Annotated in this window: 24 protein-coding genes; 13 read left to right on the forward strand and 11 right to left on the reverse strand. The window is 70.0% G+C overall.

What is annotated here, in order from left to right:
* Positions 1-104 precede the first annotated feature (104 nt).
* From D7X96_RS18245 to serA, 3 genes are all read left to right on the forward strand, one after another.
* Positions 105-1,784: a serine protease gene (locus tag D7X96_RS18245; RefSeq protein ID WP_244219631.1), complete on the forward strand. Its 1,680-nt coding sequence runs from the start codon at positions 105-107 to the stop codon at positions 1,782-1,784.
* A 129-nt stretch (positions 1,785-1,913) separates the two neighbouring features.
* Complete coding sequence (locus D7X96_RS18250; protein WP_279637397.1) at positions 1,914-2,180, forward strand: sensor histidine kinase; 267 nt, start codon at positions 1,914-1,916, stop codon at positions 2,178-2,180.
* A gap of 11 nt (positions 2,181-2,191) precedes the next feature.
* Positions 2,192-3,445, forward strand: a complete 1,254-nt coding sequence (gene serA / locus D7X96_RS18255) for a phosphoglycerate dehydrogenase (protein ID WP_120552402.1) — start codon at positions 2,192-2,194, stop codon at positions 3,443-3,445.
* Here serA and D7X96_RS18260 read toward each other — a convergent pair.
* Positions 3,442-4,845 carry an FAD-binding oxidoreductase gene (locus tag D7X96_RS18260; protein ID WP_120552403.1) on the reverse strand — a complete coding sequence of 468 codons (1,404 nt, stop codon included), beginning with the start codon at positions 4,843-4,845 and terminating at the stop codon, positions 3,442-3,444. The genes serA and D7X96_RS18260 overlap by 4 nt on opposite strands.
* Before the next feature lie 122 nt (positions 4,846-4,967).
* Here D7X96_RS18260 and D7X96_RS18265 point away from each other — a divergent pair, with 122 nt between their 5' ends.
* The 3 genes from D7X96_RS18265 (at position 4,968) to D7X96_RS18275 (ending at position 8,019) form a co-directional block, all read left to right on the forward strand.
* Positions 4,968-5,777: a hypothetical protein gene (locus tag D7X96_RS18265; protein WP_147468344.1), complete on the forward strand. Its 810-nt coding sequence runs from the start codon at positions 4,968-4,970 to the stop codon at positions 5,775-5,777.
* An 83-nt stretch (positions 5,778-5,860) separates the two neighbouring features.
* On the forward strand, positions 5,861-6,202 hold the full coding sequence (locus tag D7X96_RS18270; protein WP_120552404.1) for a hypothetical protein: 342 nt from the start codon (positions 5,861-5,863) through the stop codon (positions 6,200-6,202).
* 14 nt (positions 6,203-6,216) lie between these two features.
* Positions 6,217-8,019: a hypothetical protein gene (locus D7X96_RS18275; protein WP_244219633.1), complete on the forward strand. Its 1,803-nt coding sequence runs from the start codon at positions 6,217-6,219 to the stop codon at positions 8,017-8,019.
* A gap of 4 nt (positions 8,020-8,023) precedes the next feature.
* Here the strand turns inward: D7X96_RS18275 and D7X96_RS18280 are convergent, their stop codons facing one another.
* The 7 genes from D7X96_RS18280 to D7X96_RS18310 all read right to left on the reverse strand — a co-directional run bounded on the left by D7X96_RS18280 (position 8,024) and on the right by D7X96_RS18310 (position 16,221).
* Positions 8,024-8,887: an alpha/beta fold hydrolase gene (locus D7X96_RS18280; RefSeq protein WP_121721924.1), complete on the reverse strand. Its 864-nt coding sequence runs from the start codon at positions 8,885-8,887 to the stop codon at positions 8,024-8,026.
* Positions 8,888-8,931: 44 nt separating this feature from the next.
* Positions 8,932-9,825: a hypothetical protein gene (locus tag D7X96_RS18285; RefSeq protein ID WP_121770308.1), complete on the reverse strand. Its 894-nt coding sequence runs from the start codon at positions 9,823-9,825 to the stop codon at positions 8,932-8,934.
* A gap of 107 nt (positions 9,826-9,932) precedes the next feature.
* On the reverse strand, positions 9,933-10,487 hold the full coding sequence (locus tag D7X96_RS18290; RefSeq protein WP_120552408.1) for a hypothetical protein: 555 nt from the start codon (positions 10,485-10,487) through the stop codon (positions 9,933-9,935).
* A gap of 230 nt (positions 10,488-10,717) precedes the next feature.
* Complete coding sequence (locus tag D7X96_RS18295) at positions 10,718-13,522, reverse strand: hypothetical protein (RefSeq protein WP_121770309.1); 2,805 nt, start codon at positions 13,520-13,522, stop codon at positions 10,718-10,720.
* 74 nt (positions 13,523-13,596) lie between these two features.
* Positions 13,597-14,913, reverse strand: coding sequence for a hypothetical protein (locus D7X96_RS40010; protein ID WP_158626597.1), 1,317 nt, complete (start codon positions 14,911-14,913; stop codon positions 13,597-13,599).
* A gap of 10 nt (positions 14,914-14,923) precedes the next feature.
* Entirely contained in the window at positions 14,924-15,577 is a 654-nt protein-coding gene (locus D7X96_RS18305; RefSeq protein ID WP_120548444.1) for a hypothetical protein, read from the reverse strand.
* 2 nt (positions 15,578-15,579) lie between these two features.
* The gene (locus tag D7X96_RS18310) at positions 15,580-16,221 is read right to left on the reverse strand and encodes a carboxypeptidase regulatory-like domain-containing protein (protein WP_244219634.1); all 642 of its coding nucleotides are present in this window, start codon (positions 16,219-16,221) and stop codon (positions 15,580-15,582) included.
* Between the two features lie 361 nt (positions 16,222-16,582).
* Between D7X96_RS18310 and D7X96_RS18315 the strand changes: the two genes are divergently transcribed.
* The 3 genes from D7X96_RS18315 (at position 16,583) to D7X96_RS18325 (ending at position 18,583) form a co-directional block, all read left to right on the forward strand.
* Positions 16,583-17,182: a hypothetical protein gene (locus D7X96_RS18315; RefSeq protein WP_233609443.1), complete on the forward strand. Its 600-nt coding sequence runs from the start codon at positions 16,583-16,585 to the stop codon at positions 17,180-17,182.
* Positions 17,183-17,201: 19 nt separating this feature from the next.
* Positions 17,202-17,753, forward strand: a complete 552-nt coding sequence (locus D7X96_RS18320) for a hypothetical protein (protein WP_120548447.1) — start codon at positions 17,202-17,204, stop codon at positions 17,751-17,753.
* Between the two features lie 83 nt (positions 17,754-17,836).
* Positions 17,837-18,583, forward strand: coding sequence for a lytic transglycosylase domain-containing protein (locus tag D7X96_RS18325; protein WP_121721918.1), 747 nt, complete (start codon positions 17,837-17,839; stop codon positions 18,581-18,583).
* Here D7X96_RS18325 and D7X96_RS18330 read toward each other — a convergent pair.
* Positions 18,547-19,308, reverse strand: coding sequence for a glucosamine-6-phosphate deaminase (locus D7X96_RS18330; RefSeq protein WP_121721917.1), 762 nt, complete (start codon positions 19,306-19,308; stop codon positions 18,547-18,549). The two genes, D7X96_RS18325 and D7X96_RS18330, sit on opposite strands and share 37 nt — an antisense overlap.
* A gap of 225 nt (positions 19,309-19,533) precedes the next feature.
* Here D7X96_RS18330 and D7X96_RS18335 point away from each other — a divergent pair, with 225 nt between their 5' ends.
* From D7X96_RS18335 to D7X96_RS18345, 3 genes are all read left to right on the forward strand, one after another.
* Positions 19,534-20,571 carry a 6-phosphofructokinase gene (locus tag D7X96_RS18335; protein ID WP_120548450.1) on the forward strand — a complete coding sequence of 346 codons (1,038 nt, stop codon included), beginning with the start codon at positions 19,534-19,536 and terminating at the stop codon, positions 20,569-20,571.
* Positions 20,572-20,675: 104 nt separating this feature from the next.
* The gene (locus tag D7X96_RS18340; protein WP_121721930.1) at positions 20,676-22,310 is read left to right on the forward strand and encodes a long-chain fatty acid--CoA ligase; all 1,635 of its coding nucleotides are present in this window, start codon (positions 20,676-20,678) and stop codon (positions 22,308-22,310) included.
* An 85-nt stretch (positions 22,311-22,395) separates the two neighbouring features.
* Positions 22,396-22,932 (forward strand): FHA domain-containing protein, encoded by a 537-nt coding sequence (locus D7X96_RS18345; RefSeq protein WP_121770312.1) that lies wholly within the window; start codon positions 22,396-22,398, stop codon positions 22,930-22,932.
* Here the strand turns inward: D7X96_RS18345 and sitI6 are convergent, their stop codons facing one another.
* Together sitI6 and sitA6 are read right to left on the reverse strand one after the other, a co-directional pair.
* Complete coding sequence (sitI6, locus tag D7X96_RS18350) at positions 22,933-23,652, reverse strand: SitI6 family double-CXXCG motif immunity protein (RefSeq protein ID WP_121721916.1); 720 nt, start codon at positions 23,650-23,652, stop codon at positions 22,933-22,935. It lies immediately after the preceding gene.
* A 3-nt stretch (positions 23,653-23,655) separates the two neighbouring features.
* Positions 23,656-24,336 (reverse strand): SitA6 family polymorphic toxin lipoprotein, encoded by a 681-nt coding sequence (sitA6, locus tag D7X96_RS18355; protein WP_244219635.1) that lies wholly within the window; start codon positions 24,334-24,336, stop codon positions 23,656-23,658.
* Positions 24,337-24,462: 126 nt separating this feature from the next.
* On the opposite strand from sitA6, the gene D7X96_RS18360 reads away from it, so the two are divergent.
* Positions 24,463-25,635: a metallophosphoesterase gene (locus tag D7X96_RS18360; RefSeq protein WP_121770314.1), complete on the forward strand. Its 1,173-nt coding sequence runs from the start codon at positions 24,463-24,465 to the stop codon at positions 25,633-25,635.
* The last annotated feature ends 31 nt before the right edge of the window (positions 25,636-25,666 follow it).

The raw sequence follows: 25,666 nt of genomic DNA on the forward strand, positions 1-25,666 counted from the left end.
ACCCCCCGGTCCTTTCATGCGACCGCCCGGGTCCGCCCACGTCTTCCAGTAACACCCCCATTCTTCGCTGTGTCTGTCGCCGTACCCGTCAGGAGTCACCCCGCATGTCCATGTCCGTCCCCGCCCGCCGCGCGAAGCTGCTCGGCACCCTGTTCTGCACCCTCACCGCCATGGCCTGTGGTCCGGCCCCTGAATCGGGCACGCCCGAGCAGCAGCCCGCGCTGAACGAGTCCAGCGCGCCGGTCGTCTACGGCAAGGACGACCGCTTCGACGTCTACGCGCACCCCGACGCGACCCTGCGGGACCGGGCCCGGCAGGCCACCGTGATGCTGACGGTGCCGGAGCTCATCGACATGACGAACCCGAACGACGTCCAGGTGGACCCGCTGACGGTGGGCGAACTGGAGGGCCTCTGCACGGACCAGCGCTTCTACGATGATCCGACCCCGGGCCTCTGCTCCGGCACGCTCATCGACGATGACCTGGTGCTCACCGCCGGCCACTGCGTGGGGCCCGCGACGCCGAACGACGACTTCATCGAGTGCAAGGACGCGCGCTTCGTCTTCAACTTCTACAAGACGGCGGAAGGCCAGCTGCAGACCATCACCAGCCAGGACGTCTTCTCCTGCAAGAGCATCGTGGCGCGCAAGCTGTCGTCCACCAGCGCTGGCGACATCGACTTCGCCATCATCCGGCTGGACCGTCCGGCGACGCCGCGCTTCACCCCCGCCCCGGTGCGTCCGGGCAACAACCCCATGACGGTGGGCCAGAACGTGGCCGTCATCGGCAGCGGCAGCGGCATCCCGTTCAAGATTGATTCGGGCGGCTCCGTGCGCACGAACAACTCCGGCCTGAAGGACTACTTCGTCGCCACGACGGACACCTTCGGGGGCAACTCCGGCTCCGGCGTGTACGAGACGGACACCTACACCGTGGCGGGCATCCTGGTGCGCGGCGACTTGGACTACGTGGAGCGCGTGGGCCAGAACTGCAACGAGGTCAACGTGTGCAGCGAGACGGGTTGCGGCGGTGAGGAGATCACCTACGTGGCCCAGGCCATCACGGCGTTCTGCGCGGCCAACACCAACGTGCGCCTGTGCAACACCACGCCGCCCCCGGCGACGAAGTTCGACTTCAGCGCGACCAACACCTCCAGCGCCACGCGCAACACCGTCAACGGCACGGTGACGCTCAAGGCGGGCGACAAGCTCACCGTGGGCACCTGCGGCGTCAGCGGCTCGGCCCTCACCAGCGGCGACTCCTTCCTGCGCGTGCGCGGTCCGTCCGGCACGGAGGTCGCCTCCAACGACGACGGCTGCGCCAGCGGCTTCGGTTCGAAGCTGACCTACACGGCCACCGTCGCGGGCACCTATGAGGTCCGCGCCGGCTGCTACCAGAACGGCGCCTGCGCCGGCACGGTGGCCTGGGAGATTGCCTCCGGCGGCACGACCCCGCCCGCGGGCGGCAACATGACCTTCGACGCCAGCGACACCGCCAACGCCACGCGCAACACGTTCAACATGAACGTGAACCTCACGTCCGGCCAGACGCTGACCTTCGGCAGCTGCGGCGTGGCGGGCGCGTCCGGCACGGGTGACACGGTGGTGCGCCTGTTCAACGCGGCCGGCCAGCAGGTGACGTCCAACGACGACGCCGCCGGGTGCGGCTCGCTGTCCCGCGCGGCCTACACCGCTCCGGCGGGCGCGGGCGGCACGTACCAGATCCGCGTGGGCTGCTTCGGCAGCGAGGCGTGCAGCGGCACGGTGGCCTGGACCATCCAGTAGCCCCCTGCTTCCCTGCTGTCCTACCGGGCCCGTCTCTTCCCTCCAGTCCGGGGAAGCGGCGGGCCCGGTGTCTTTCCGGCCGCCCCGCGTGGAAGGCAGGCAGGGGAAGCGGGCCGGGACGCGGGCCGCGTGCGGGGGAGCGTGCGCGACACCGGCCCCGGCATCGGCATCCCCAAGGCCCAGCAGGCCCGGCTCTTCCAGCGCCACTGGCAGGCGCGTGACACCGCCCACCAGGGCAGCGGCCTGGGGCTCTACATCGCCCGCGGCATCGTCACCGCCCACGGGGGCAGACTCTGGGTGGACAGCGACGAAGGCACCGGCGCGACGTTCACCTTCACGTTGCCGGAGTCTCCCCCCTCTCACCCGCCCCTTGACACCATGGAGGGCGAGGTCTAACGCAAGGCGCCATGAGCACACCCCGCTTCCCGCCGTCGCCCCGCCGCCCCGTGAACAACGAGGGCCCGTTGCGAGTCCTGCTGCTGGAGAACATCCACGCCTCGGCCCAGGAGATGTTGAGGGCAGAGGGCTTCGAGGTGGAGCGGCTGTCCGCCGCGCTCAAGCCGGAGGACCTGGCGGAGCGGCTCAGGGGCGTGCACCTGTTGGGCATCCGCAGCAAGACGACGGTGCCGGAGGAGGCGCTGAAGTACGCGGACGACCTGCTGGCGATTGGCGCCTTCTGCATCGGCACCAACCAGGTGGACCTGCTCGCCTCCAGCGTGCACGGCGTGCCGGTGTTCAACGCGCCGTTCAGCAACACGCGCAGCGTGGCGGAGATGGTGCTGGCGGAGGTGGTGGTGCTGACGCGCCAGCTCTTCGACCGCAGCCGGGAGGTGCACGCGGGGCAGTGGCGCAAGGTGGCCACGGGCAGCCACGAGGTGCGCGGCAAGACGCTGGGCATCGTGGGCTACGGGCACATCGGCTCGCAGCTGGGCGTGCTGGCGGAGTCCCTGGGCATGCGCGTCCTCTACTACGACGTGATGACGAAGCTGCCTCTGGGCAACTCACGGTCGGTGCCCACGCTGAACGCGCTGCTGGCGGAGTCCGACTTCGTGACGCTGCACGTGCCGGCGCTGGCCTCCACGCACCTGCTGATGGGCGCGGAGCAGCTGGCGGCGATGAAGCCGGGCGCGTGCCTCATCAACGCCAGCCGAGGCACCGTGGTGGACATCCCGGCGCTGGCGCAGGCCCTGCGCTCCAAGCACCTGGGCGGCGCGGCGGTGGACGTGTACCCGGAGGAGCCGGAGGGCAACTCGGACGGCTTCATGACGGAGCTGCAGGGGCTGCCCAACGTGGTGCTGACGCCGCACATCGGCGGCTCCACGGAGGAGGCGCAGGCGTCCATTGGCAAGGAGGTGGCCACGTCGCTGCTCAAGTTCGTGAAGGGCGGCGCGACGACGGGCGCGGTGAACTTCCCCAACGTGGAGGCGCCCATCAACCCGGGCACCCACCGCATCATCAACGTGCACCGCAACACGCCGGGCGTGCTCCGTGACATCAACCGCATCGTGTCCGACCTGAACGCCAACATCCACGCGCAGGTGCTGAGCACGGACGCCAACGTGGGCTACCTGGTGATGGACCTGGACCAGGACGTGTCCCGCCAGGTGTGCGAGGCCATCGCCGGGCTGGAGACGGACATCAAGACGCGCATCGTGTCCTAGGCATCCAGGATCTTCCCCGGGTTCAGGATGCCCGCGGGGTCCATGGCGCGCTTGAGGGTGCGCAGCAATTCCAGCTCCCCGGGCGCGCGCGTGTAGTCCAGGTAGTCCTTCTTGAGCAGACCGATGCCGTGCTCGGCGGAGATGCTGCCGCCGTGCTTGCGCACGAGGTCGAACATGGCGTGGTCGGACTGCTTCGCGTGGGCGAAGAAGTCCGCCTTCTCCACCCCGTCCGGCTTCATCACGTTGACGTGCAGGTTGCCGTCGCCAATGTGGCCGAAGAGGCAGATCTCCCAGCCCGGATACCGGCTGGCGAAGATGGCATCCAGCTCCGAGCAGAACGCCTCCAGGTTCGCCACCGGCAATGAGATGTCGTTCTTGTGCAGCACGCCCGTGGCGGAGAGGCTTTCGCTGATGGACTCGCGCAGCGACCACAGCTCCTGCGCCTGCGCGGCCCCTTGCGCCTGCGTGCCGTCCGTGACGAGCCCGCGCTCGAACAGCGAGGCCAACCACGCCTCCACCGCCGCCGGGTCGCCGCCCTCGGACTCCAGCAGGACGTAGCAGCCGCTGGGGGCCTCGAAGGGCGAGCGCAGCTTGCGGTGGCGCTGCACGCGGGCCAGGCACTTGTCGGTGAAGAACTCGTAGGCGGACAGCACCAGCGGGGCCTGGCGCGCGTCGCGGAACAGCCGCAGCACCGCGGCCACGTCCGGCACCGCGAAGAGGAAGACGTCCTGCTTGCCGGGAAGCCGCGTCAGCTTGAGCGTGGCCTCCGTGATGACGCCCAGCGTGCCCTCGCTGCCGATGAAGAGCTGGCGCAGGTCCGCGCCGGTGTTGTTCTTCTCCAGCGCGCCGTTGAGCTCCAGCACCTGGCCCTGCGCCGTCACCACCTGCAGGCCCAGCACCCACTGCCGGGTGAGGCCGTAGCGGATGACCTTCACGCCGCCCGCGTTGGTGGCGATGTTGCCGCCCACCGTGCTGCTGCCCTTGGACGCGAAGTCCACCGGCCAGGTGAGCCCGTGCGGCGCGCAGTGCTGGTGCACGGCCTCCGTCACCGCGCCGGCCTGCACGCGCACCGTGTTGCCCAGCAGGTCCACGGGCTCCATGCGGGTCATCCGCTTGAGCGACAGCACCACCTCGCCGTGCATGGCCACCGCCCCGCCCGCCAGGCCCGTGCGCCCGCCGGAGGGCACCACGGCGACGCGGTGCTGGTGGCACAGCGCCACGAAGCGGGCGACCTCCTCCGTGGTGCGCGGGAAGACGACGGCGCCCGGCGCCGGGGCGTACACGCGCGTCCAGTCGCGGCCGTACTCCTGGAGCTCCGCGGGCTCCCGGGTGAGGAAGTCGGCGGGGAAGGACTCGGCGATGGCGCGGAGGAAGTCGGCGGGCAGCGCGGCGGTGGACATGGCTCCAAGGCGTATTGCACGCCCCGGGGCATGACAAGCCCGGTGGTGCACCGGAGGACAACAGCCACGCACGCAGGTCCGGTCCGTATCCTGGCTGTCCGCGCATCCGGGAGGCCTGCCCCATGAACCGACTCTTGCTGTTGACGCTGGTGACGATGCTGGGTTGTGGAGGGAGCGAACAGCCGCCGCCTCCTCCCGACGCGGTCTCCCGCGTGACGGTGAAGGGGGAGAACCGGATCGCCTCCGAGAGCAGCACCGTCCTGACCGCCGACGTGGAGGGCACGGGGACCTACGTCTCCGACGTGGACTGGTACCTGCTGTCCGGGGAGGGCTTTCTGTCCAACGCGGTCGGCGCGTCCGTCACCTACACGGCCCCCTTCGCCCAGGAGGAGCTGACCGTGACCATCCAGGCGGTGTCCCTGATGGACCCGTCGAAGACCGCGACCTTCACCCTGACCGTCTCCCAGGCCCTCCCCGCGGCGCTGATGGAGGGCACCTACTGGGGCCCCCGCTCCACCCACGACGAGATCACCACCGCCACCGGGCCCCTGGAGCCCCGGGACTATCTCCAGGAGACGTCCGTCACGCTCTCCCGAGTGAGCGACTCCCAGGTCCAGCTCTGGAGTTACGGCTACCTGGGGCTGGGGTTCCCCCAGGGAGTCACGCTCGAGGTCCTGGAGGACGGAACGCTGACCTTTCCCTTGATGACCAGCCCGCTCCGGGGCCGTGACAAGTATTGCTGGGAGCAGTACTTCCTCAATGAGTTGGATGGAGCGCCGCCGGGATTCGGGCGCTGGGACAGGCAGGGCAACCTGTCCCTGAACTGGGTCCTCATCCTCGAACAGTCGTGCAGGAGCACCTCCCCGGGCGGCGGAGGATATGGCATGGCCACCCATCAGCTGACCGAGGCGTTCCTGGGCACGCGGAGGTAGGAAACCGAGCCAAGGAGTTCCGCCTGCTCCGTATAGGGCTCGGACGCCGCGTTCCCGTCGCGGCCCTTTCCTCCCGAGGCCCCATGTCGTCGTTCCGCGCACTCGCCCTGCTGGCCACCCTGACCCTTGTCCCGGCTTCGGCCCTGGCGGAGCCGGAGGACGCCCTCTCGGGGGTGAACTACGTCTTCGCGACCGTGGATGCCTACTCAGTGGTCGGGTCATCGCTCATCGTCACCGGGACCCTGGTGGGTGAGAGCAACGTGCGCACCATCGAATTCCCGGGCCCGGGCAGCGACCGGGCCGAGGAGGCGTCGCGGTGTGACCGGTTGGCCCTGCTCACCATGACCCGGCCCGGGCGCTTCCACTTCAGCTGGTTCAGACAGGCCGGCGGTTATTTCCCGGTCTGCACGCTGACCCGTCAGTAGCCCCGGCGCCTCTCATGAAGACGCGGGTGCGCATGATGCGGGCATGGGTGTGGCTGGCCCTGGGACTCCAGCTGGGCTGCGGTGGCGGCGTGGGCCCCCGGGACCTGGACAGCGACGGCCATCCGGCGGAGCTGGACTGTGATGACGCGAACCCCACCGTGTGGCGGTCCGTCACGGCCTACGCGGACACGGACGGAGACGGCTTCGGCGAGGACGGCACGTCCGTCACCTGCGTGGGCGACACGACGAAGGGCTGGACGCAGGAGGCGGGCGACTGCGCTCCCGCGGACCCCACCCGTTGGCGCCGGGTGCCGGGCCTGTATCCGGACGCGGACGGTGACGGGGCCACGGGCGCGGGTCCGGTGACGGGCTGCGTGGGGGCCACGCTCGCGGGCTATCTGCGGCAGGCGGGCCCGCCGGACTGCGATGACGGGGACGCGGCGGTGTCGGCCCTGGTGGAGGCGTGGGCGGACACGGACCTGGACGGCGTGGGCGCGGGGCTGGCCATCACCTGGTGCCCGAGCCGGGGGCGTGCACCTCCCAAGGGCTACGTGCTCACCTCCGGGGACTGCGCGCCCGGGGACACACGCTTCTGGCGGATGCTCCCCTTCAGCCACCGGGATGAGGACCGGGACGGCTTCACCGTGGCGCGGGAGGGCACGGTGTGCTCGGGCGAAGCGCTGCCGCCGGGCTACGCCACCGTGTCCGGCCCGGAGGACTGCGACGACCGCTACGCGAACCGCACGGTCCTGGTCGAGCGCTGGCCGGATCCGGACGGGGACGGCTACGGCGACGGAGCGCCGTTGCTCCTCTGCAAGGGGCCGGGTGAGTCCTCGCCAAGAGAGACCTTCCGGGGCGGCGACTGCGCGCCCGGCGACGGCACCCGCTGGCAGCCCCTGGCCTACGCCTCGCGGGATGCGGATGGCGACGGCCGCCTGTCCCCGGCGACGGGCGAGGTGTGCAGCGGCTTCTGGCTTCCCCAGGGCTATTCCTCGGAGGTCCGCCAGGATGACTGTGATGACGCGGACGCGACGGTGTTCCGGGCCTGGAGCGTCCACGCGGACGCGGACGGGGACGGCGTGGGCTCCGGCGTGGCGACTTCCCTCTGTGGCGCCGCGACGGTGCCCCCGGGCTACTCCACGTCGTCCACGGACTGCGCGCCCCAGGACGCCACCGTGTGGCGGATGCTGGGCTTCACCCACCGCGACGCCGACGGCGACACGTACACCGTGGCCCAGAGCGGCGAGCTGTGCGCGGGCACGGCCCTGCCCCCGGGCTACGCCACCCAGGCGCTGTCGGGCCTGGACTGCGACGACACGAACGCCGCGGCCTTCCGGGACGTGACGGCCTTCGCGGACACGGACGGAGACGGCGTGGGGGCGGGAGCGTCCACGGTCCTCTGCACCGGTGGCCAGGTCCCCAGCCCCTGGTCCGCCACGGGCACGGACTGCGACGCGCAGGACGCGACGCGCTGGCAGGAGCTGGTGGCGGCCCACGCGGACCGCGATGGGGACGGCTTCACCACGCCCATTCCCCAGCAGCGCCTCTGCACCGGGAAGATGCTGCCCCTGCCCTACTTCCTCCAGGCCGTGGGCAACGACTGCGACGACGCGGACACGGGCCGCTACCAGTGGACCATGCTCTACCGCGACCAGGACGCGGACGGCGTCGGCGCCGCGCCCCGGCAGATGACGTGCATTGGCGCGTCGGCGGTGGCCGGCTGGTCGCGGTACGGGGATGACTCGGATGACAGCGACGCCGCCGTCCAGACGGACGAGGCCGCTGACGAAGAGCTGAGCCTCATCCTGGACCTGTGAGCCCTTAGCCCTTGAGGAAGGCCAGCAGTGCTTCGTTGATGACGTCCTTGTTGACGGAGCACATGCCGTGGCTGAACCCCGGGAAGACCTGGAGCGCCGCGCCCTTCACCGCCGTGGCGCTGAGGCGCGCCGCTCCGTCGATGGGGACGATCTGATCATCATCGCCGTGCAGCACCAGCGTGGGCACGTCGATGCGGGCCAGGTCGGCGCGGAAGTCCGTCTCGGAGAAGGCCTTCACGCAGTCGTACTCGGCCTTGAGGCTGCCCATGAGGCCCTGGAGGAGGAAGCTCTCGCGCAGCCCTTCCGACACCTTCGCGCCGGGCCGGTTGAAGCCGTAGAACGCGAGGCTCAGCTCCTTGTAGAAGCTGGAGCGGTCCCCGCGCACGCCCGCGCGGATGTCGTCGAAGACCTTCATGGGCAGGCCATGGGGGTGCCAGTCCGTCTTGAGCATGATGGGCGGCACCGCGCTGATGAGCACCGCCTTCGCCACGCGCCCGGTGCCGTGGCGCCCGATGTAGCGCGCCACCTCGCCGCCGCCCGTCGAGTGGCCCACGTGGACGGCCTTGCGCAGCCCCAGCGCGGACGTCAGCTCCGCCAGGTCGTCCGCATAGGTGTCCATGTCGTGGCCGTCCCACGGCTGGGAGGAGCGGCCGTGTCCCCGGCGGTCATGGGCGATGGTGCGGTAGCCGCGCTCGGACAGGAACAGCATCTGGTCCTCGAAGGCGTCGGACGTGAGCGGCCAGCCGTGCGAGAAGACGACGGGCTGTCCGTCCTTCGGGCCCCAGTCCTTGAAGTACAGCTGCGTGCCGTCGCGCGTGGTGAGGAAGCTGCCGGAGATGCGTCCCCTCTGCGTTTCTTCGCTGGTCATGGGGTGTGACGGTGCGCATCACCCCCGGAGCCGGGCATTGCCCCTCAGTGCCGAGGCTCTTCACCGTTCCGGTGCCAGGTCACGGTGTCCTGCCACGGACCCGCCGTCTGTGCTCCCGTCGGCTCCGCCTGCATCCGCAAGCGCAATCCTCCGCCCCAGATGAATGTGCCCGCGAGCAGATACGCGGCCTGTTTCCCCTCGGAGACACGGTTCTGGAATTCGAGGGCGCGCCTGGCCCGGATTCTCCGGCCCCGCAGGCCCTGCACCGTGATGTGCACCCTCAGCACGTATGTGCCCTGAATCCCCGCGGGAGCTTGCACCTCGAAATCGGCTCGGCGCACCTCCGCGCCCTCCAGCCGGGTCCCGACGTGGCGGACGACTCGCAGCGGGTCCTTGGAGGGGCCCTCCTCCGGAATGAACTCCACCCTCACGTCGCGAGGTCCGCTCCAGCAGTTCTCCAGCACGAGGCTGACCCGGCTGCTCCGCCCGGAGCTCAGGACAGGCGTTTGCGTGAAGGCGAGATGAATGCCCTCGTACTCCAAGACCTGTCCTGCCTGCGGCTGGGACAGGAGGATGTGAGGCACCGGCCCACTGCGCCGCCGTAACGCCTCTTGAGCGACGAGGAGCAAAACAATCACCGCCCCGGTTATCGCGGTGGCGAGGACCGGCTTTTCGCCAGCATCCGAAATGAGCCAGCCGAACCCGCAGGCCCCCAGCGCGAAAAGACTCGCGATGCACATGTGCTTGCAGAAAAGGCCTGTGTCACGCCACGCCGCGAACCCCACGACCGCGAGCGAGGCCCCTGCGCCGAGCGCGAAGCCCACGCAAGCGAGGGGCGACACGCCTGGAGTCACCGCGAGCGATGCGAGTGGGATGGAAAGCGCGAGCCCCACAAGGGCACTCACGCTCAGCGCGGCTGCAAGTTCACGGTAGGCCATGGCGTTTCAGGCGGAACTGTATCTGACGACGGACGGCCCGGGCCACGGGGGCCCGGGCCGCCTGCGTCGCTGCTCGCGCGATGGCGTTGGGCTGGGTCCGCCGGGAATCAGCCCATTCTGCAGTACTGGAAGCTCATGTCGTCGCAGTACCAGCCCCGGCACTTCGCGCCCCGGATGAAGTAGTTCTCGGGAGCCTGGAAGGGGGCGGTCTCGTCGGAGATCCAGCCAGACCAGAAGCAGTCCACCGCGGTGGGCCCGGTGATACGCGTGCACTGCAACGAGACGTTGTCGCAGAAGCCTCCCGTGCAGGACACGCCTGTCACCCAGTAGCCTGTAGGGCAGACGGTGGGTGTCTGGGTCTCTTCGGAGAACGCCTGCGTCCAGCTCGTGACGCCCACCCCGGCGCTGCTGGGAATGTCCCGGCAGCCCATCGACACGTTGTCGCAGCCGGTGCCACTGCACCCGAACTGGTAGGCCACCATCCTGCTGGGACAGTTGATGGGCGGCAGCTCCTCCGACGTGGTGCCCGCGGATTGCGTCGCCTCCTGCTCCACCTGCGCGAGCCCGAACCCGGATTCGGAACCCACCTCATCGGCGGGGCCGCAGCCCGGGGTCGTCAACAGGAGGGTCAGTGCCGCGAACAGGGACAGTCGCTTCATCATGTTGTGAAACCTCTCAAAGGGTGGGCGTTGCCCTGCTGTTACGTCCGCGTCCGGAGTTATTCCCATGACGTGTTTTTGAAAGGCCCAGCCCATCCCCAGGCGGTGTCAGCGCCACCCCTGGACGTTCGTGCCATGCGTGGCGTCCGGGAGCCGCGGCGCTTCGTGAAGTCGCGAGAAGCCCTTGAGCTCCCCGGCGACATCACGAAGCGCCCCTCCGATGTCTTGCTTTGCTACGGATGACTCGCGGGGTCCGCCGGATTCGTGCCCGCGGCGCGCTCATCCCCGTCCAGGAACCCGTCCAGGTCCCGGTCGATGCCCACGCGCTGACCGGAGCCCGGCGGCGTGCACGTGTACGTCAGCACGCCCTGGCTCGCGGCCACGCCCGAGCGCAGCGACGCGGACGGCACCAGCGGCAGCGCCGCACGGTCCGCCTTGAACTGCCCGCTGCCCAGGTAGCGGAAGCCCATCTCCGTCGTGCCCGCGCGGCCCTTCGCCACCAGGTCGCACTCGCCCGCGTCCGCGCGCGCCATCAACAGGCCGATGCGCGAGCCCACCACCGCCGCGTTCGTCGCGGTGAGCGTCACCTGCTGGCCGACGATGGGCGCCAGGTTGGTCTCGAAGGCGAACATGTACTCCTCCATGTCCTTCTTCGCCTGGAAGCCCGCCGGCGTGTCCGGGATGCCCACCTGGTTGAAGACGGGGTGGAAGTCGAAGCCGCTGTTGAAGAGGAACAGCGTCGGGATGGCGCCGTCGCTGTTGAAGCCCGTGCCGCGCACCTGGTCCCCCAGGAACGGATCCGCCGGCGTGTTGCCGAAGGGGAAGGCCGCTCCGAACATGCCGACCTTCTGGTACATGTTCCGCAGGTGCGGGACCTTGGGGAACAGCGGCTCCGCGTCGAACGAGCTGCGGCCGTCCGTGCCGAAGAAGCCCTTGAAGGGGCCCTCGCCCGGGTTCGCGTTCACGTCCACGCGGTGGCAGGACTCGCACGAGCCCTGGAAGAAGCTCGTGGTGTTCGTGAAGAAGTCCTTGCCCGCCTGCTGCGAAGCCGTGAGCGAGTTGTCCAGCTTGCGGATGGGGTTGGGCGGATAGACGACCTGGAGGATGAAGTCGGAGAACTTCTGCATCTCCGCCTCCGTCAGCTGCGAGCTGCGGCCCAGCAGGTCCTTGAACGCGGGGTTGAACTGCTTGAACGCCGCGACCTCGTCGAACGTGCCGCCGTTGGGCTGCACGCTGGGAGCGCTGTCGCCCCCCGTGCGGTCGCCGCGCCAGTGCATGGGGCCCTGGTTGGCCATGCCGCGCAGGCTCTGCGTGGACAGCGGGCCCTTCAGCGGATGGAAGGACGTGTCCTGCCCGAACGTGGGGTCCGTGCCGAACTCCGGCAGCACCGGCACCACCGGGTTGTAGCTCACCTTCACGTCACCATCCGGGTTGCCCAGGTCCCACGTGGTGCTGTCGAAGTCGCCGAAGATGTGGCAGCTGCCGCAGGACGAGTCACCGTGGCTGGAGCTGTTGCGCGCGTCGTAGAGGAACGGACGCCCCTGCACCACGCTGGCCGGCTCCGGGTTGAACATGGGCAGGTGCGCGACCTCCGTCTTCGTCGCGGTGTCCACCACGGAGATGGCGTTGTCGAAGCGGGTCAGCACGTACGCGCGGCCCCGGGCCTCATCCAGCACCAGGCCGGTGGGCCCGCCGCCCGTCAGCGTCACCTGGTTCGCGGTGGAGGGCGTGAAGGTGCCGGCCTCCAGCTGCGACGTCGCGTACACGCCCAGCTTGGATGAACCGAACGCGGCGACGTACAGCGTGGCGCCGTCGGACGTCACGGCCATGCCCGTGGGCTGCGCGAGGCTCTTCTCGCTCTCCGCGTTGGGCGTGGGCGCGCAGCAGGCCGCGTAGTTGATGTGCGTGTTGAGGTGGCGGGGCGTGACGGTGGGGGCGCTGGGGCCGCCCAGCACGGTGATGCGGCTCTCGTGCAGGTGGCCTCGCAGGGTGTTGCCCGTCAGGGTGCCGGGGCCCTCGAAGCGCAGGTCGTTCCGCGCTTCGGTGTTGCTCACGTAGACCTTCCCGCTCACCGGGTTGACGGCCATGTTGAACAGGATGGTGCCCACGCCCGCGTAGGTGCCCGCCGCGCCGGACACCTGCACGGGCGGGTTCGCGTTGGCGGAGATGGCGAACACGTCCTTGTCCGGCAGCGAGAAGCGGACGTAATCCGTCCACGGGCGGTTGAGCACGTCCACCCAATCCTGGCCGTTGTACTTCACGATGACGGAGACCTCCGGGGCGGGGATGCCCTGGTGGTTCACGTTGGGGCCGGGGACGCCGCCCACGGACTCGCCGCCGTTGGGCACCAGGCTCTCGTGGACCACGGTGGTGCGGTTGCCGGAGTGGAACGCCGCCGCGTACACCCGGCTGCCGTCCGGAGTAGCCGTGAGCGCGCGAGGCGTGTCACCGAACAGCCCGAGGCGCGTGAGCGGCGTGCCGCCCAGCGTCGTGCCCAGGTTGTCCGAGTCGAACACCCAGACGTCCGCGCGGCCCACGCCCGGCGTGGTCAGCCGCGGGTCGAACCCGGTGTTCTGTCCCCGGTGCGCGGCGGTGATGAACGCGCGCTTCCTGCCCGTGCCCGCGAAGACGATGTCGCGGGGCTCATCCCCCACGAGCAGCGTCCGGCTCACGCTGCCGCCCTGCCCGTTCGCGTCCACCTTCACGATGCTGACGCTGTCGGACAGGTGGTTGACCACCCAGACCTCGTTGTTGGTGCGCGCGGCGACGGCCACCGGCTCCAGGCCCACGGGCACGGAGCCCTTGTGCGTGAGGCCGCTGCTGCCCACCTGGAAGATCTCCAACCGGTTGTCGGGCGTGTTGACGGCGTAGAGCCACTGGCCGTTGGGGGACAGGGCCAGGGGACGCACCTGGCCACTTTCAAAGACGGTGAAGTGCTGCGCCTGGGACGGGCTGCCCATGGCAAGGCCCAACAACAGCGTCGCGGCGGACGCGGTGCGCTGGAAGAACCGGCGCACGTCCGGGTGTCTGGCTTTCATGATGTCTCTCGGGGAACGGGGGTTGGAGCCCTGTGTGTACGCAGCGAAGGACGCTGCCTGGTTGGAAACGCCTTTCAGCGGGGCCAGTCGCGCAGGAGCCGTTCGGCGGCATCCTGCTGGTCCCACCGCACGCGGCCGGTCAGCGTCTGGCCTCCGTGCTGGATGGCGATGCGCTGCCACACCGGCGGGCCCGGGACGTAGCGCGCGTCCAGGCGGGCCCAGGCCGTGCCTCCGGTGGCCTCCACGACGCGCGTCACGCAGGCGTCGAACTCCGCCTCCGGCAGCCAGCGCAGCGCGTCCAGCACCCGGTCGGACTCGAAGCCACGCAGCGCCGTCGGCCTGCCGGTGACGGCCGTCAGGGCCTGGGGGCCCCTCCCCTCCGGGATGAAGGAGAGTCCCTGGGGCCCCAGCACACAGAAGCCCTGCCGCGAGCCCAGCTTCGCGGGGAACACCGCCACGGAGTCCAGCCGCACGCCCGCCCGGGCCGCGCCACGCAGCGGCGGCTGGCGGTGCAGCTCCACGAGCAGCGCGATCTCCGTGGCTCCGCGCACGGAGCGCGCATGGAGCCGCCGGTCTCCCTCCACCTGGAGGTCCACGTCCTGCTCCAGCCGGAAGCCGTCCGGGGGGATGGAGCCCAGCCGCACCTCCTGCGGCTCGCCGAACAGCGGCGCCCAGATGAGCCGCTCGCTGGTGAGCCGGAGCCGGCCCCCGCGCAGGACCTGTGAGAACAGGAGGCCCACGGTCCCCGTCACCAGGCCGGCCACCAGCGGGACCTCCATTGATTTGGGAGCGACGAGCAACAGCAGGAAGCACAGCGCGGTCAGCCCGCCCCAGGAGAACATCAGCCGGGGTGACACCTCCTGCTTCAGGGCCCTGGGCACGAGGCTCGAGTCCGAGCTTCGCGGGGTGTCGTCATCGAAGACGAGCACCTCGCCCGGCTTCAGGGTCCAGGCCATCTTCTGGCGCACCAGCGCATCCAGCCGCGTCAGCGCGTCCTCCAGCGACAGGCCCTCCGGCGCCACCGTCAACACGTCCAGCCTGCGCCGGGCCAGCCGCGTCAGCCGCTCGCGGCGCGCGGACAGCTCCCGGGCCTCCTTCCACACGGGCAGGTCGTCCGGCCAGGCCTCCTGCGCCGCCCGGCGTTGGACGCGCTCCAGCGCCTCCCGCACCGCCTGCGCTCCGGCCACGAGCGCGGGCACCAGCTCCGGACGCCGGAGCAGCGCGCGCCGCCACCGCCGTCCGGACAGCACCATCTCCAATTCCGCGTGCGGCCGCCGAGCCGCGGCGAGCGTCTCCGCGCGGCCCTCCAGCTGGCGCGCGACGTCCGCCCCCGTGAGGTCTGGAAGCACGGCGCTGGGACGTGACCGCTCGGCCATCTCGCCGGGCAGCATAGCCCCCTGGCTACTCCACCGGCGGCTCCAGCTCCAACCGCTCGCACTGGCGCAGCATCTCCTCCGCGTCGGCGGGCTCTCCCAGCGAGGAGGGCACCGGCTCCGACCAGGGCACGGAGGGCGGGGCCGGCGTCTGCAGCGATTCCTTCAGGAGCACGATGAGCTCCCGGGCCGGGTCCCTGGGAAACGAGGTCACCGCCCGCGCCGGAGGGTCCTTGTCCGGCAGCGCGGCGGACTGGAGCAGCAGCGCGAGCGAGGGCGGCGGGGCCACCACCGCCCCCGGCTCCACGGGGAGCAGGTCCTCCGGGCCGAACCCGAAGGGCACCCGGGGCGCCATGCCGGGCTCCGCCTCCGGCACGTCCCCCTCGCTTGGAATGCACCGCAGCGTGTTCAAGCGGGGCGTGGGCGCCTCCGGAATCACGGGCGCCTCCCTGGGAGGCCACAGGGGCACCGGCAGCAGCACCACGGCCGGCTCGCGCAGGGGCAGCGAGAGCACCCGCGCGCCGCCCGGCACCACCGCTGCCTTCGCCACCGCGGCGGCGTGCTCCGCCAGCACCCGCTCCGCCCAGGTCTTCACCCACCGGGCCAGGGACAGCACCCAGGCCAGGTGCCGCCGCTCGCGAGGCCGCGCCTGCACGGCCTCGGCTGGCGGACCCGCGCCCATCGTCACTCCTCCTTCACCGGCATCCGGATGATCCACGGCGAGGTCCCCGTGGCCAGCCCCTCCGACTCCACCGACAGCAGCTCCCCTTCCGCGCGCACCTCCAGCCGGCCCAACGTCTCTCCGTGCGCCGGACGGGGGAAGTGGAAGTGCCCCTGCGCGTCCGTGCGCGTGCTCAGGTGCAGCGCGGGCAGCGCCACCCACGCGTCCGGGATGGGCACGTCACCGGGGCCCACCACCTGCCCCAGCAGGGGGGTCTGCCTGGACGCCCCGCCCACCAATGACAGACACCGCACCTCCGCCAGGGGTTGCTCCTTGCGCACCTGCACCCGCAGCCGGAACGCGGGCCGCGGCACCGAGCGAAGACCCGCCCACAGCGCCGCTGGCACCGGGCTCAGGTCCACCTCCAATTCCTTGTCGCTCATGGCCGCGAAGACCAGGTCTCCCAGGAGCCGGTGCGCGCGCTCGGGCGTCTCCGCGCCCACCGTCACCAGATAGCAGACGGTGAACTGCAGGCCGGCCCGCTTCCCCGCCCGGGTCAGGGGCGCGGGCCCCAGCTCCAGGAGGTAAAGACAGACACCCTTTTCCAGGGACTCACGGTCAGGCACGCCCAGGTACACGGGCGCATCCGTGGCAATGCGTCCCACCCACGCTTTCATGCGCAGATCGACTTCGTCGAGCATCCTTGGCCCCCCGGTTCCCGGCCCGCGACGCCATGCCGCCGTGTCTCTCCATCATACGCTCGCATGGGTGGTTTTGGCTGCACATCACCCAGTGGATTGAACAGGACGTCAGTGATTTGACAGGGATTGCACGCATTTCCAGGTCACGATGGACCACGCAGCGTGTCGGGAACCGGGCAGTCGTCTCACCGTGTGTCGCGGCATCCCGGAAAGCCCGTACGGGTTTTGCGTGAACCGCTTCATTTCCCCCTCGCCTTCCGCGAAGAATGGCCGCTGGGCCGGCATTCACCGTGGAACTTTCGTCATGACGATGGACTCCTCTTCCTTGAGACGACGACACCCTTCTCTTCTCTCCTCGGGCATCGCCCTGGGGTGCCTGGCGGTGTTGGGCACCGCCACCCCGGCGCTCGCCCAGGACGACGCGCCCCACAAGGTGGGCCTCTTGCTGGACGCGGGCGCGCCGCACGGCATCGGCCTGTCCGCGGTGGTGCGCCCCACGAACTGGCTGCGGCTGCACGCGGGCCCCACCACGAACACGCTCAGCGTCGGCGTGCGCGGTGGCCTGAGCATCCTGCCCATGGACACCTTCATCGCGCCGTCCATCAACGCGGAGGCCGGGCACTACTTCGGTTCGGAGTACAGCGAGGTGCTGGACTGGCTGGGCCGTGAGCCGAGCGCCGCGTCGGAGGCCATCCGCGACGTCACCTACAACTACGTGACGGGCAGCCTGGGCCTGGAGGTGGGCACGAAGAGCCGCTTCAGCTTCTTCCTCAACGTGGGCCTGAGCTACGTGGCGATGACCGTGCCGGACCCCACGCCGCTCATCCAGGACGCCTCCGGCGACGACAGCGTCACGTCCGGACCGCTGCACGTGCGCGCCACCATCCCGTCGGTGAAGCTGGGCTTCATCGTCTACTTCTTCTGAGCCAGGAGCCCCATCCACCATGCGAACGCAATCCTTCCGCACCCTCCTGCTCGCTGGCGCCGTGGCCCTGATGGGCACGGGCTGTGATTCGCTCTTCACCGTCGAGGTGGAGGCCGAGCGCATCTGCAAGACCGAGAACGACCTGTCCTTCCCCGCCTCGCCGCCCATCGCCGGGTCCGTGGAGCAGTCCTTCACGATTCCGCTGGGTGACTTCGCCAGCGCGCTGCCCGAGGACGCCGACGTGGAGACGGAGCTGCGGCTGAAGCTCTTCAACGCCACCGCCAGCACGGACATCAGCGGCATCGAGCGCGCCAGCCTCGCCGTGCGCAAGCCGGGCTCCCTGGAGTACGTGGTGCTGGGCGAGTTCCGGCGCACCGGCAGCGGGAGCCCCACGAACACGCTGGAGCTCACCAGCAGCGGCCCGGTGGACGTGCTGGACCTGGCCAGGCAGGAGGAGCTGGAGTTCCGCTTCCAGGCCACGGGGGCGCCCCCCACGCAGGCGTGGACCGCGGACGTCCAGGTCTGCGTGGGCGCCAAGGCGAGCGCCAACTACTTCGGCCTGCTGTTCTGAAGAAGTCTCCCCCGTCCCGGCGGAAGGACGCCGGGACGGGCCGGAAGCTGGACGGGGACCCGGAGCGCCCTTAAGTGGGGAGGGTGGGACGCAAGCGGGCCGCGGGCGGCATCGAGATTCCGGGATGGGCGTGGCTGGTGCCGTGCGCGCTGGTGCCCGTGGTGCTGCTCAACCTGGGCGTGGCCTGGCTGGGCGAGACGCAGGTGTCGCCCCTGTCCTTCTCCTTCCTCCAGACGAAGGCGCGCGCCCTGGGGGCCTACGTGGCGCACCGGCCCGCGTGCGTGCTGGATGACCATCCGCCGCTGGAGCCGCTCATCGCGGACGCGGAGCGCCGCCACGGGATTCCGCCGGGGCTCCTGAGGGCGCTCATCCAGGTGGAGTCGGAGACGCGGGTGCACCGCATCTCCCCCGCGGGGGCCATGGGGCCCGGGCAGCTCATGCCGGACACCGCGGCGCTGATGCGGGTGGAGGACCCCTTCGACCCTGCGACGACCGTGGACGGGAGCGGCCGCTACCTGGCCGAACAGCTGCGCCGCTTCCGCGACGTGCGGCTGGCCGTGGCCGCGTACAACGCGGGGCCCGGGTCGGTGAACGGGCGCGTGCCGCACAACGGGGAGACGGAGTTCTACGTGGCCAAGGTGCTCGCGGCCTATGAGCACACGAAGCCCAAGGCGCCCGTCGCGGCGAAGCGCCCGGCCGCCGCACCGAAGGCGAAAGCCCCCGCGAAGCCCGCGTCCCGTCCGGCCGCCAGCAGCAAGCCCCCCGCGAGGCTCGCCAATCAAGTCACATGGGGTCAGGCACCCCGGGCGTCCACCAGCCTGCGCCCTTGAAGGCCGCTGGCCGCGCCGGTGTCCAGCCACAGCTCCGCGTCGCGGTGGAGCTGGAGGAACGACGCGGGGCACCGGGGCGTGAGCGGCCCGTGCACCATCTCCGTCACCGCCGCGGCCTTGTTCACGCCGAAGGCCAGCACCACCACCTTGCGCGCCTGGAGCACCGCCGCCATGCCCAGCGTCAGCGCCGCCATGGGCACCTTGGACGGATCATCCCCAAAGGCCATCACGTGCGACAGCCGCGTCTCCCGCGACAGGCGCGCGCGGTGGCTCGTCGCGGTCAGCACCTCGCCGGGTTCGTTGAACGCGATGTGCCCGTTGGGCCCCACGCCCAGCAGCAGCAGGTCCAGCCCCCCGGCCGCCGCGAGCGCCGCGTCATAGCGCGCGCATTCCGCCTCCGCGTCCGGCGCGCACCCGTCGAAGAAGTGGATCCGCTCCGTTGACAGATTCACATGCCGGAACAGGTGCCGGTCCATGTACGCGCGGAAGCTGCCCGCGTCCTCCGGTGGCAGCCCCAGGAACTCGTCCACGTTGAACGTGGTCGCCCGCGACAGGTCCAGCGCCCCCCGGCCCGCCAGCTCCACCAGGTTCCGGTACACGTTGAGCGGCGAGCGCCCCGTGACGAGCCCCAGCACCAGCTCCGGTGAGTGACGCACGGCCTCGGCGATGCGCGCCGCGCAGGAGGAGGCCGCCTCCTGTTCCGTCTGGAACACCCGTAGGTTCATGGGCCGGCCAGCATATGCCGCCCTGCCCCGGCCGCTCAGCCCCCCAGCCCCTGCGTACGTGGCGCCGCGCGGCATGACGCCCGCCTCCGGGAATTACACGTGAACAGCGCCCGCGATTGACAGCCCTGGTCCCCCGCACGCCTGGGGACCGGGAAGGTTGTCCCCCGGGCGTTCCCTGCAATCCGTTCTCACGCGCGGAGGCCGGGTCGCGCTAGAACCTGTCACATGAAAGTCGCCGTGCTCACCGGCGGGGGTGATTGCCCCGGCCTCAATGCGGTCATCCGCGCCATCGTCCGCCGTGCCAGCGAGCACGGCTTCGAGATGATGGGCCTGCGTGATGGATGGAAGGGCCTGCTGGACGACAACCACTTCCGCCTCACGCGGGAGACCACCTCCGGCATCCTCCACCGGGGTGGCACCATCCTGGGCACCTCACGCGTCAACCCGTTCAAGGTGGAGAACGGCCTGGAGCGCGTGAAGCGCGCCATCGAGCGCAACGGCATCCACGCCGTCATCGCCATTGGCGGCGAGGGCACCCTGTCCGCCGCCACGCGCATGTCCCAGGAGGGGCTGCGCATCGTCGGCGTGCCCAAAACCATCGACAACGACCTCAACGGCACGGACTTCACCTTCGGCTTCGACACCGCGGTCCACATCGCCACGGAGGCCGTGGACCGGCTGCACTCCACCGCCGAGTCCCACAAGCGCGTCATCGTCTGTGAAGTGATGGGCCGGCACGTTGGCTGGATCGCCACCTACGCGGGCATCGCGGGCGGCGCGGACGTCATCCTCGTCCCGGAGATTCCCGCGGACCTGGAGGCCGTCGCGCAGCACCTGGTGCGCCGCAACGCGGGCGGGCGCACCTTCTCCATCGTGGTGGTGGCGGAGGGCACGCGCATCAAGCTGTCCGCGGAGCAGAACGAGCAGCTGGTCACCACGGGCGCGCTGGACGAAGCGGGCCGGCCGCGCCTGGGCGGCGTGGGCAACATCGTCGCCGCGGAGATTGAGCGGCGCACCGGCTTCGAGACGCGCGTCTCCGTGCTCGGCCACATCCAGCGCGGCGGCGCCCCCACGGCGCACGACCGCGTGCTCGCCACCCGGTTTGGCGTGCATGCGTGCGACATGGTCGCTCGCGGCGAGTTCGGCAAGATGGCCGCCCTGCGCGGCAACGAAATCGTCAGCGAGGAGCTGGCCGAGGCCACCCGCGAGCTCAAGCGCGTCCCCGAGGAGTTCTTCAAGGTCGCGCAGGTTTTCTTCGGCTGACATTGACGTAGTGCGCCATGCCTGCCCCCACCGCGAGTGGCGGGCATGGCGCCGTGCATCCGCTAGCATCCGGCCCTTCCCCCTCTCCCGAAGGGATGGTGTCGATGCTCACCGGTCGCATGATGGACTTCCCGCTCACCCTGACGCACTTCCTGGAGCGCGCGCGCTCCTATTACGGCGCGCAGGAGATCGTCAGCCGCAAGCCGGACAAGTCCCTGCACCGCTACACGTACGCGGACTTCCACAAACGTGTCTGCCAATTGGCGAACGCGCTCACGCGGCTGGGGGTGAAGCCCGGGGACCGCGTGGCGTCGTTGAGCTGGAACCACCACCAGCACCTGGAGGTGTACTTCGGCGTGCCGGCGATGGGCGCGGTGATGCACACGCTCAACCTGCGGCTGCACCCCAACGACCTGGGCTACATCGCGCGCCACGCGGAGGACACGGTCATCGTGGTGGACCGCTCGCTGTTGCCGCTGGTGGAGAAGTTCGAGAAGGCCGCCGGGAGCCTCAAGCACGTCATCGTCATCCCGGATGACGGGCCGGTGCCGGAGGGGCGGCTGGACTACGAGAAGCTGCTGGCGGCGGAGCCGCCCGCGTTCGAGTTCCCGCGCCTGGATGAGAACAGCGCGGCGATGCTCTGCTACACGTCCGGCACGACGGGCAACCCGAAGGGCGTGCTCTTCAGCCACCGCTCCATCGTGTTGCACACGCTGGTGTGCTGTCTGCCGGAGGTGCTGGGGCTGAAGGAGTCCGACACGGTGCTGGCGGTGGTGCCCATGTTCCACGCGGCGGCGTGGGGCCTGCCGTTCGACGCGCTCTTGACGGGGGCGAAGCAGGTGCTGCCCGGGCCGCACCTGGATCCGCAGTCGCTCTTGGAGCTGATGCAGAACGAGAAGGTCACGGTGGCGGGCGGCGTGCCCACCATCTGGCTGGGCATCCTGGCGCAGCTGGACCGCGAGCCGGGCAAGTGGGACCTGGGCCGGATGCGGCACATGGTGATTGGCGGCTCCGCGGCGCCGCCGGCGCTGATTGACGGCTTCCGCAAGCGCCACGGGCAGAACGTGCTGCACGCGTGGGGCATGACGGAGATGAACCCGGTGGGCACGCTCGCGCGGCTCAAGGGAGACCTGCACACGGCGTCGCCGGAGACGCAGCTGGATGCGTACGCGTCGCAGGGGTACTCGGTGCCGTTCGTGGAGACGCGCCACGTGAGCGACACGGGGGAGATTCTTCCCTGGGATGGCAAGGCCATGGGCGAGCTGGAGGTGCGCGGACCCATGGTGGCGGCGTCGTACTACGGCGACGAGGGCAAGGACCGGTTCACGAAGGATGGCTGGTTCAAGACGGGCGACGTGGTGACCATCGACCCGGCGGGCTACCTGCACATCACCGACCGCAGCAAGGACGTCATCAAGTCCGGCGGCGAGTGGATCAGCTCCGTGGCGCTGGAGAACGCGCTGATGGCGCATCCGTCCGTGCTGGAGGCTGCCGTGTTCGCGGGGCGGCATCCGAAGTGGGACGAGCGCCCGCTGGCGGCGGTGGTGTTCAAGCCGGGACAGCAGGCGACGAAGGCGGAGCTGACGGCGCACCTGGAGAAGCAGTTCGCGAAGTGGTGGCTGCCGGATGACATCCTCTTCGTGCAGCAGATTCCGCGCACGTCGACGGGGAAGTTCCTGAAGATGAAGCTGAGGGAGGACTACGGCGACCACTTGATGAAGGCGTCTGTCGCGTCCTGAAGTGATGGATGGAATCGCCGTGCACCCGACACTGGGAGTGCGGCGGCTCGCGCACCGGCGGGGCTGGGGGTAACGTGGGGGCGTGATGCCTTCCGTTCAACAGCTCCGCCCGTTCGCGTACGCGCCCGTGCACGCGTTCCTGCAAGCCTCCGGACCGGTGGTGTTGATCCAGCAGCCACCGGAGCCGGTGTTCCAGCAGGTGGCGCTGCGGCTGGCGGAGGCGCGCACGGTGGGCATGGCGCACCGGTCGCGGTTGGTGGACCGGCTGCTCGTCATGCTCCAGGCGTTCGACTCGCTGGAGGTCCACTTCCTGGGGCCGGAGCGGGACGGGCAGGAGCTGCGGGTGGGGCGGACGGAGGGGTGCGCGTTGATGGTGCATGACCCGTCCGTGTCGAAGCAGCACGCGCTCTTGCGCTGGAACGCGGCGCAGGGCACGTGCTCCGTGAAGGACCTGGGGTCCATGAACGGAACCTGGCTGAACGCCGCGGCGCTGGGCGAAGGCGAGGAGCGGATGCTCACGGACGGGGACGCGCTGGCCTTCGGGGATGCGCAGTTCCTGTACCTGCGAGCGGAGACGCTGCACTCACACCTGCGGCTCGCGAGCCCGGGTGGAGGGATGTAATCAGTCGGCGGCGGGAAGCTCGCGGTAGTGCACGTCGCTGGGGCCCAGGCGCTGCACGGTTTCGACGAAGCGCTCGCTGACGACGCGCGGGTTGGCTCCGTCGATGCCGAAGACATCGAGCCCTTCCGGAATCGAAGACCGCAGCAGCCAGCGCTTCGGCGGCAGGGAGAACGACTCCGGCTTGCCGCAGAGCTCACACGCGGGCGTCTTGAATTCGCCGATGCAGTCGGGATGCAGCCGGGCCAGGGGCCGGGCTTCGAGTTCGTAGAGCGCGGGCATCGTGCTGCGGCGGGACCGGAGTTCCATGCGGACCGCGATGATGCCCCGCAGTCCTTCGGCCTTGAGCAGGTCCACCGCGTCCTCGCGGAGGAGCACCCGCCATGTGGGCCAGCAGGTGATCGGACCGAACCTTCCTCTTGCCGTTCCAACCATGGGCCCGAACGAGCCCCCTGCTCTGATGGGAAGCTCAGGAGGAACAAAGGGGCGAATGAGAGCCACCAGCCGGCTGTACTCCGCGACGGACATAGGCCCCTTGGACTCGGCCAGCACCGGTTCCTGCAAAGAGGAGAGGTCCACGGATGGAAAGGCATCCATCCATGCCCAGGGGCCGAACCTGGGACAGTCAACGCCGGACAGGTGCCATCGGTGCTCGGCCCGGTACTCACCGCTCCATTGCGGTTCCACACCGTCAGGCGGGCCACGAACTTCGAAATAGCGCATGGCTCAATCCTCGAAGGGCACGGGCAGCAGGTCGACCTGCTGCCAATACGTCATCGGAAGACCGAAAAGTTCATATTTTCGAATCATCCATGCGGCGTGCTCGAAATGATCCGGAATGTCAGCCTCGACTCCTTGAAGTTCGATGAAGGTATTCCAATCTCGATTCCAGGGTCCGCCCAACGCGCCACGATGGATGCGTGCGTGAACTTCCGCATCGATCATCAAGACGTACTTGTGGATCTCAATCCCCTTGTCCTCGAAGTGCTTCTTGAACGCCTGAGGGAAGATGTGGTGCCGCTCCTTCGGCCGCTTCGACCACTCTTGTAGCGCCTTTTCGCGGCGCAGCTCGCTGGGCAGCTTCTCCCGCCGGTGCCAGCGGAAGACCATGACGGGCACGGCATCGCCTGGCAGGCCCTGCGCACTTCCCCACGTCCGCTGCGGCCCGCTGCCGGGCGCAACGAAGATGGGCGCCACGGGCATCGCCCCTCGCGTCCGCACGATGCGCTTGGGTGCCAGGTCCTCGCACCGGAACAGCGCGCAGACGTCGTCCTCGCAGACTTGCGTGAGGCACTGGTCCTCGTGGCTGGCCTCACACTCCGTTCGCACGGGTGCGGAGGCACACCCCAGCAACAACGCCAGCCACAGGCACACGACGCGGAGACCGGCTCCGGAGGTTCGTCTCATTTTGCGGCTATTACACGTTAAGTTCCGTGAAGCCCAGGAGGCGAGCAGCCCGGTGCCGGGACACGGCGCGCGGTCAGGGGGTCCGTTATCCTGGGGGCTCCTCACGACACCGAGAGCGCGCACACCATGGGAAGGCTGCTGGTCCTGCTGTTCGTCTACCTGGGCGCGTATCTCGTGCTGCGCAGGCTGTTGCCCGCCGTCACCCGGGGCTGGCGCCATGGCGTGTTGGTGGGCCTGTCCGTCTTCGCGTTCGCTGCGTGGACCGTGCCCGCCGTCACCGGCTACGGCCTGCATCACACGCCTCCGCTGCTCGTGCCGGTGAAGCTGTTCGCCGTCGTGTGGAGCATCGCCGCGCTGATGGTGATGCTGATGGGCCCTCCGTTCCTCATCCTCAAGCTGCGCAGGGAACGCCGTCAGCAGGCCGCGCCTCCGGGTGTGGACCTGGGACGCCGGGACCTCTTGATGAAGGCCGGTCAGGCCATGCCCATCCTCGCCATGGGCACCAGCGCCGTGGGCGTCGTGAACGGCAGCCTGGGCTTCACCGTGCGCGAGGTGGAGGTGAAGCTGCGCGGCCTCCCCGCCGCGCTCGACGGCTTCCGCATCGGGCAGATCACCGACGTGCACGTGGGCCCGTTCATCTCGCCCGAGTACCTGCGCGGCGCCGTGGAGGTGATGAACACCGCCGGCGTGGACCTCCAGGTGATGACCGGGGACCTCATCGACGACGTGAATCAAATCGATGAGACCATGGCCGCGCTGGCCTCCACGACGGCCCGCCACGGCATGCTCGCGGTGCTCGGCAACCATGAGCACTGGCGCGGGCTGGAGGAAGTCCTGGGCGGCTACGCGCAGCTGGCCGAGCGCGGCGCTCCGGTCCGGCTGCTGGTGGATGAAACCCACGTGCTGGAGCACGGCGGTCAGCGCGTGCGCGTGGTGGGCGTGGACTTCCCCATGTCCGGTCCCAGCCGCGCTGGACGCGACCGGCGCTGGCAGCACTCCGCGGAGATGGCCTTCAAGGACGGACACCCGGACGACGTGGTGCTCTGCCTCTCCCACCACCCGGACTTCTTCCCCTACGCCGCCGAGCGCGGCGCGCGCCTCACGCTCGCGGGCCACACGCACGGCGGACAGGTGGCCTTCCTGGGAGTGCCGCTGTTCGGCTTCGCCTTCAAGCACATGCTGGGCCGCTACCGCTTCCGCGACAGCCACCTCTACGTCTCCGGCGGCACGGGGCACTGGCTCCCCTTCCGCATCGGCGTCCCGCCCGAGGTGACCCTGCTCACGCTGCGAAGCGCCTGAGGGTGTAACCGGGTCCGGGAGCATTTCGTAC

The organism is Corallococcus interemptor (assembly GCF_003668875.1).
GTDB lineage: Bacteria > Myxococcota > Myxococcia > Myxococcales > Myxococcaceae > Corallococcus > Corallococcus interemptor.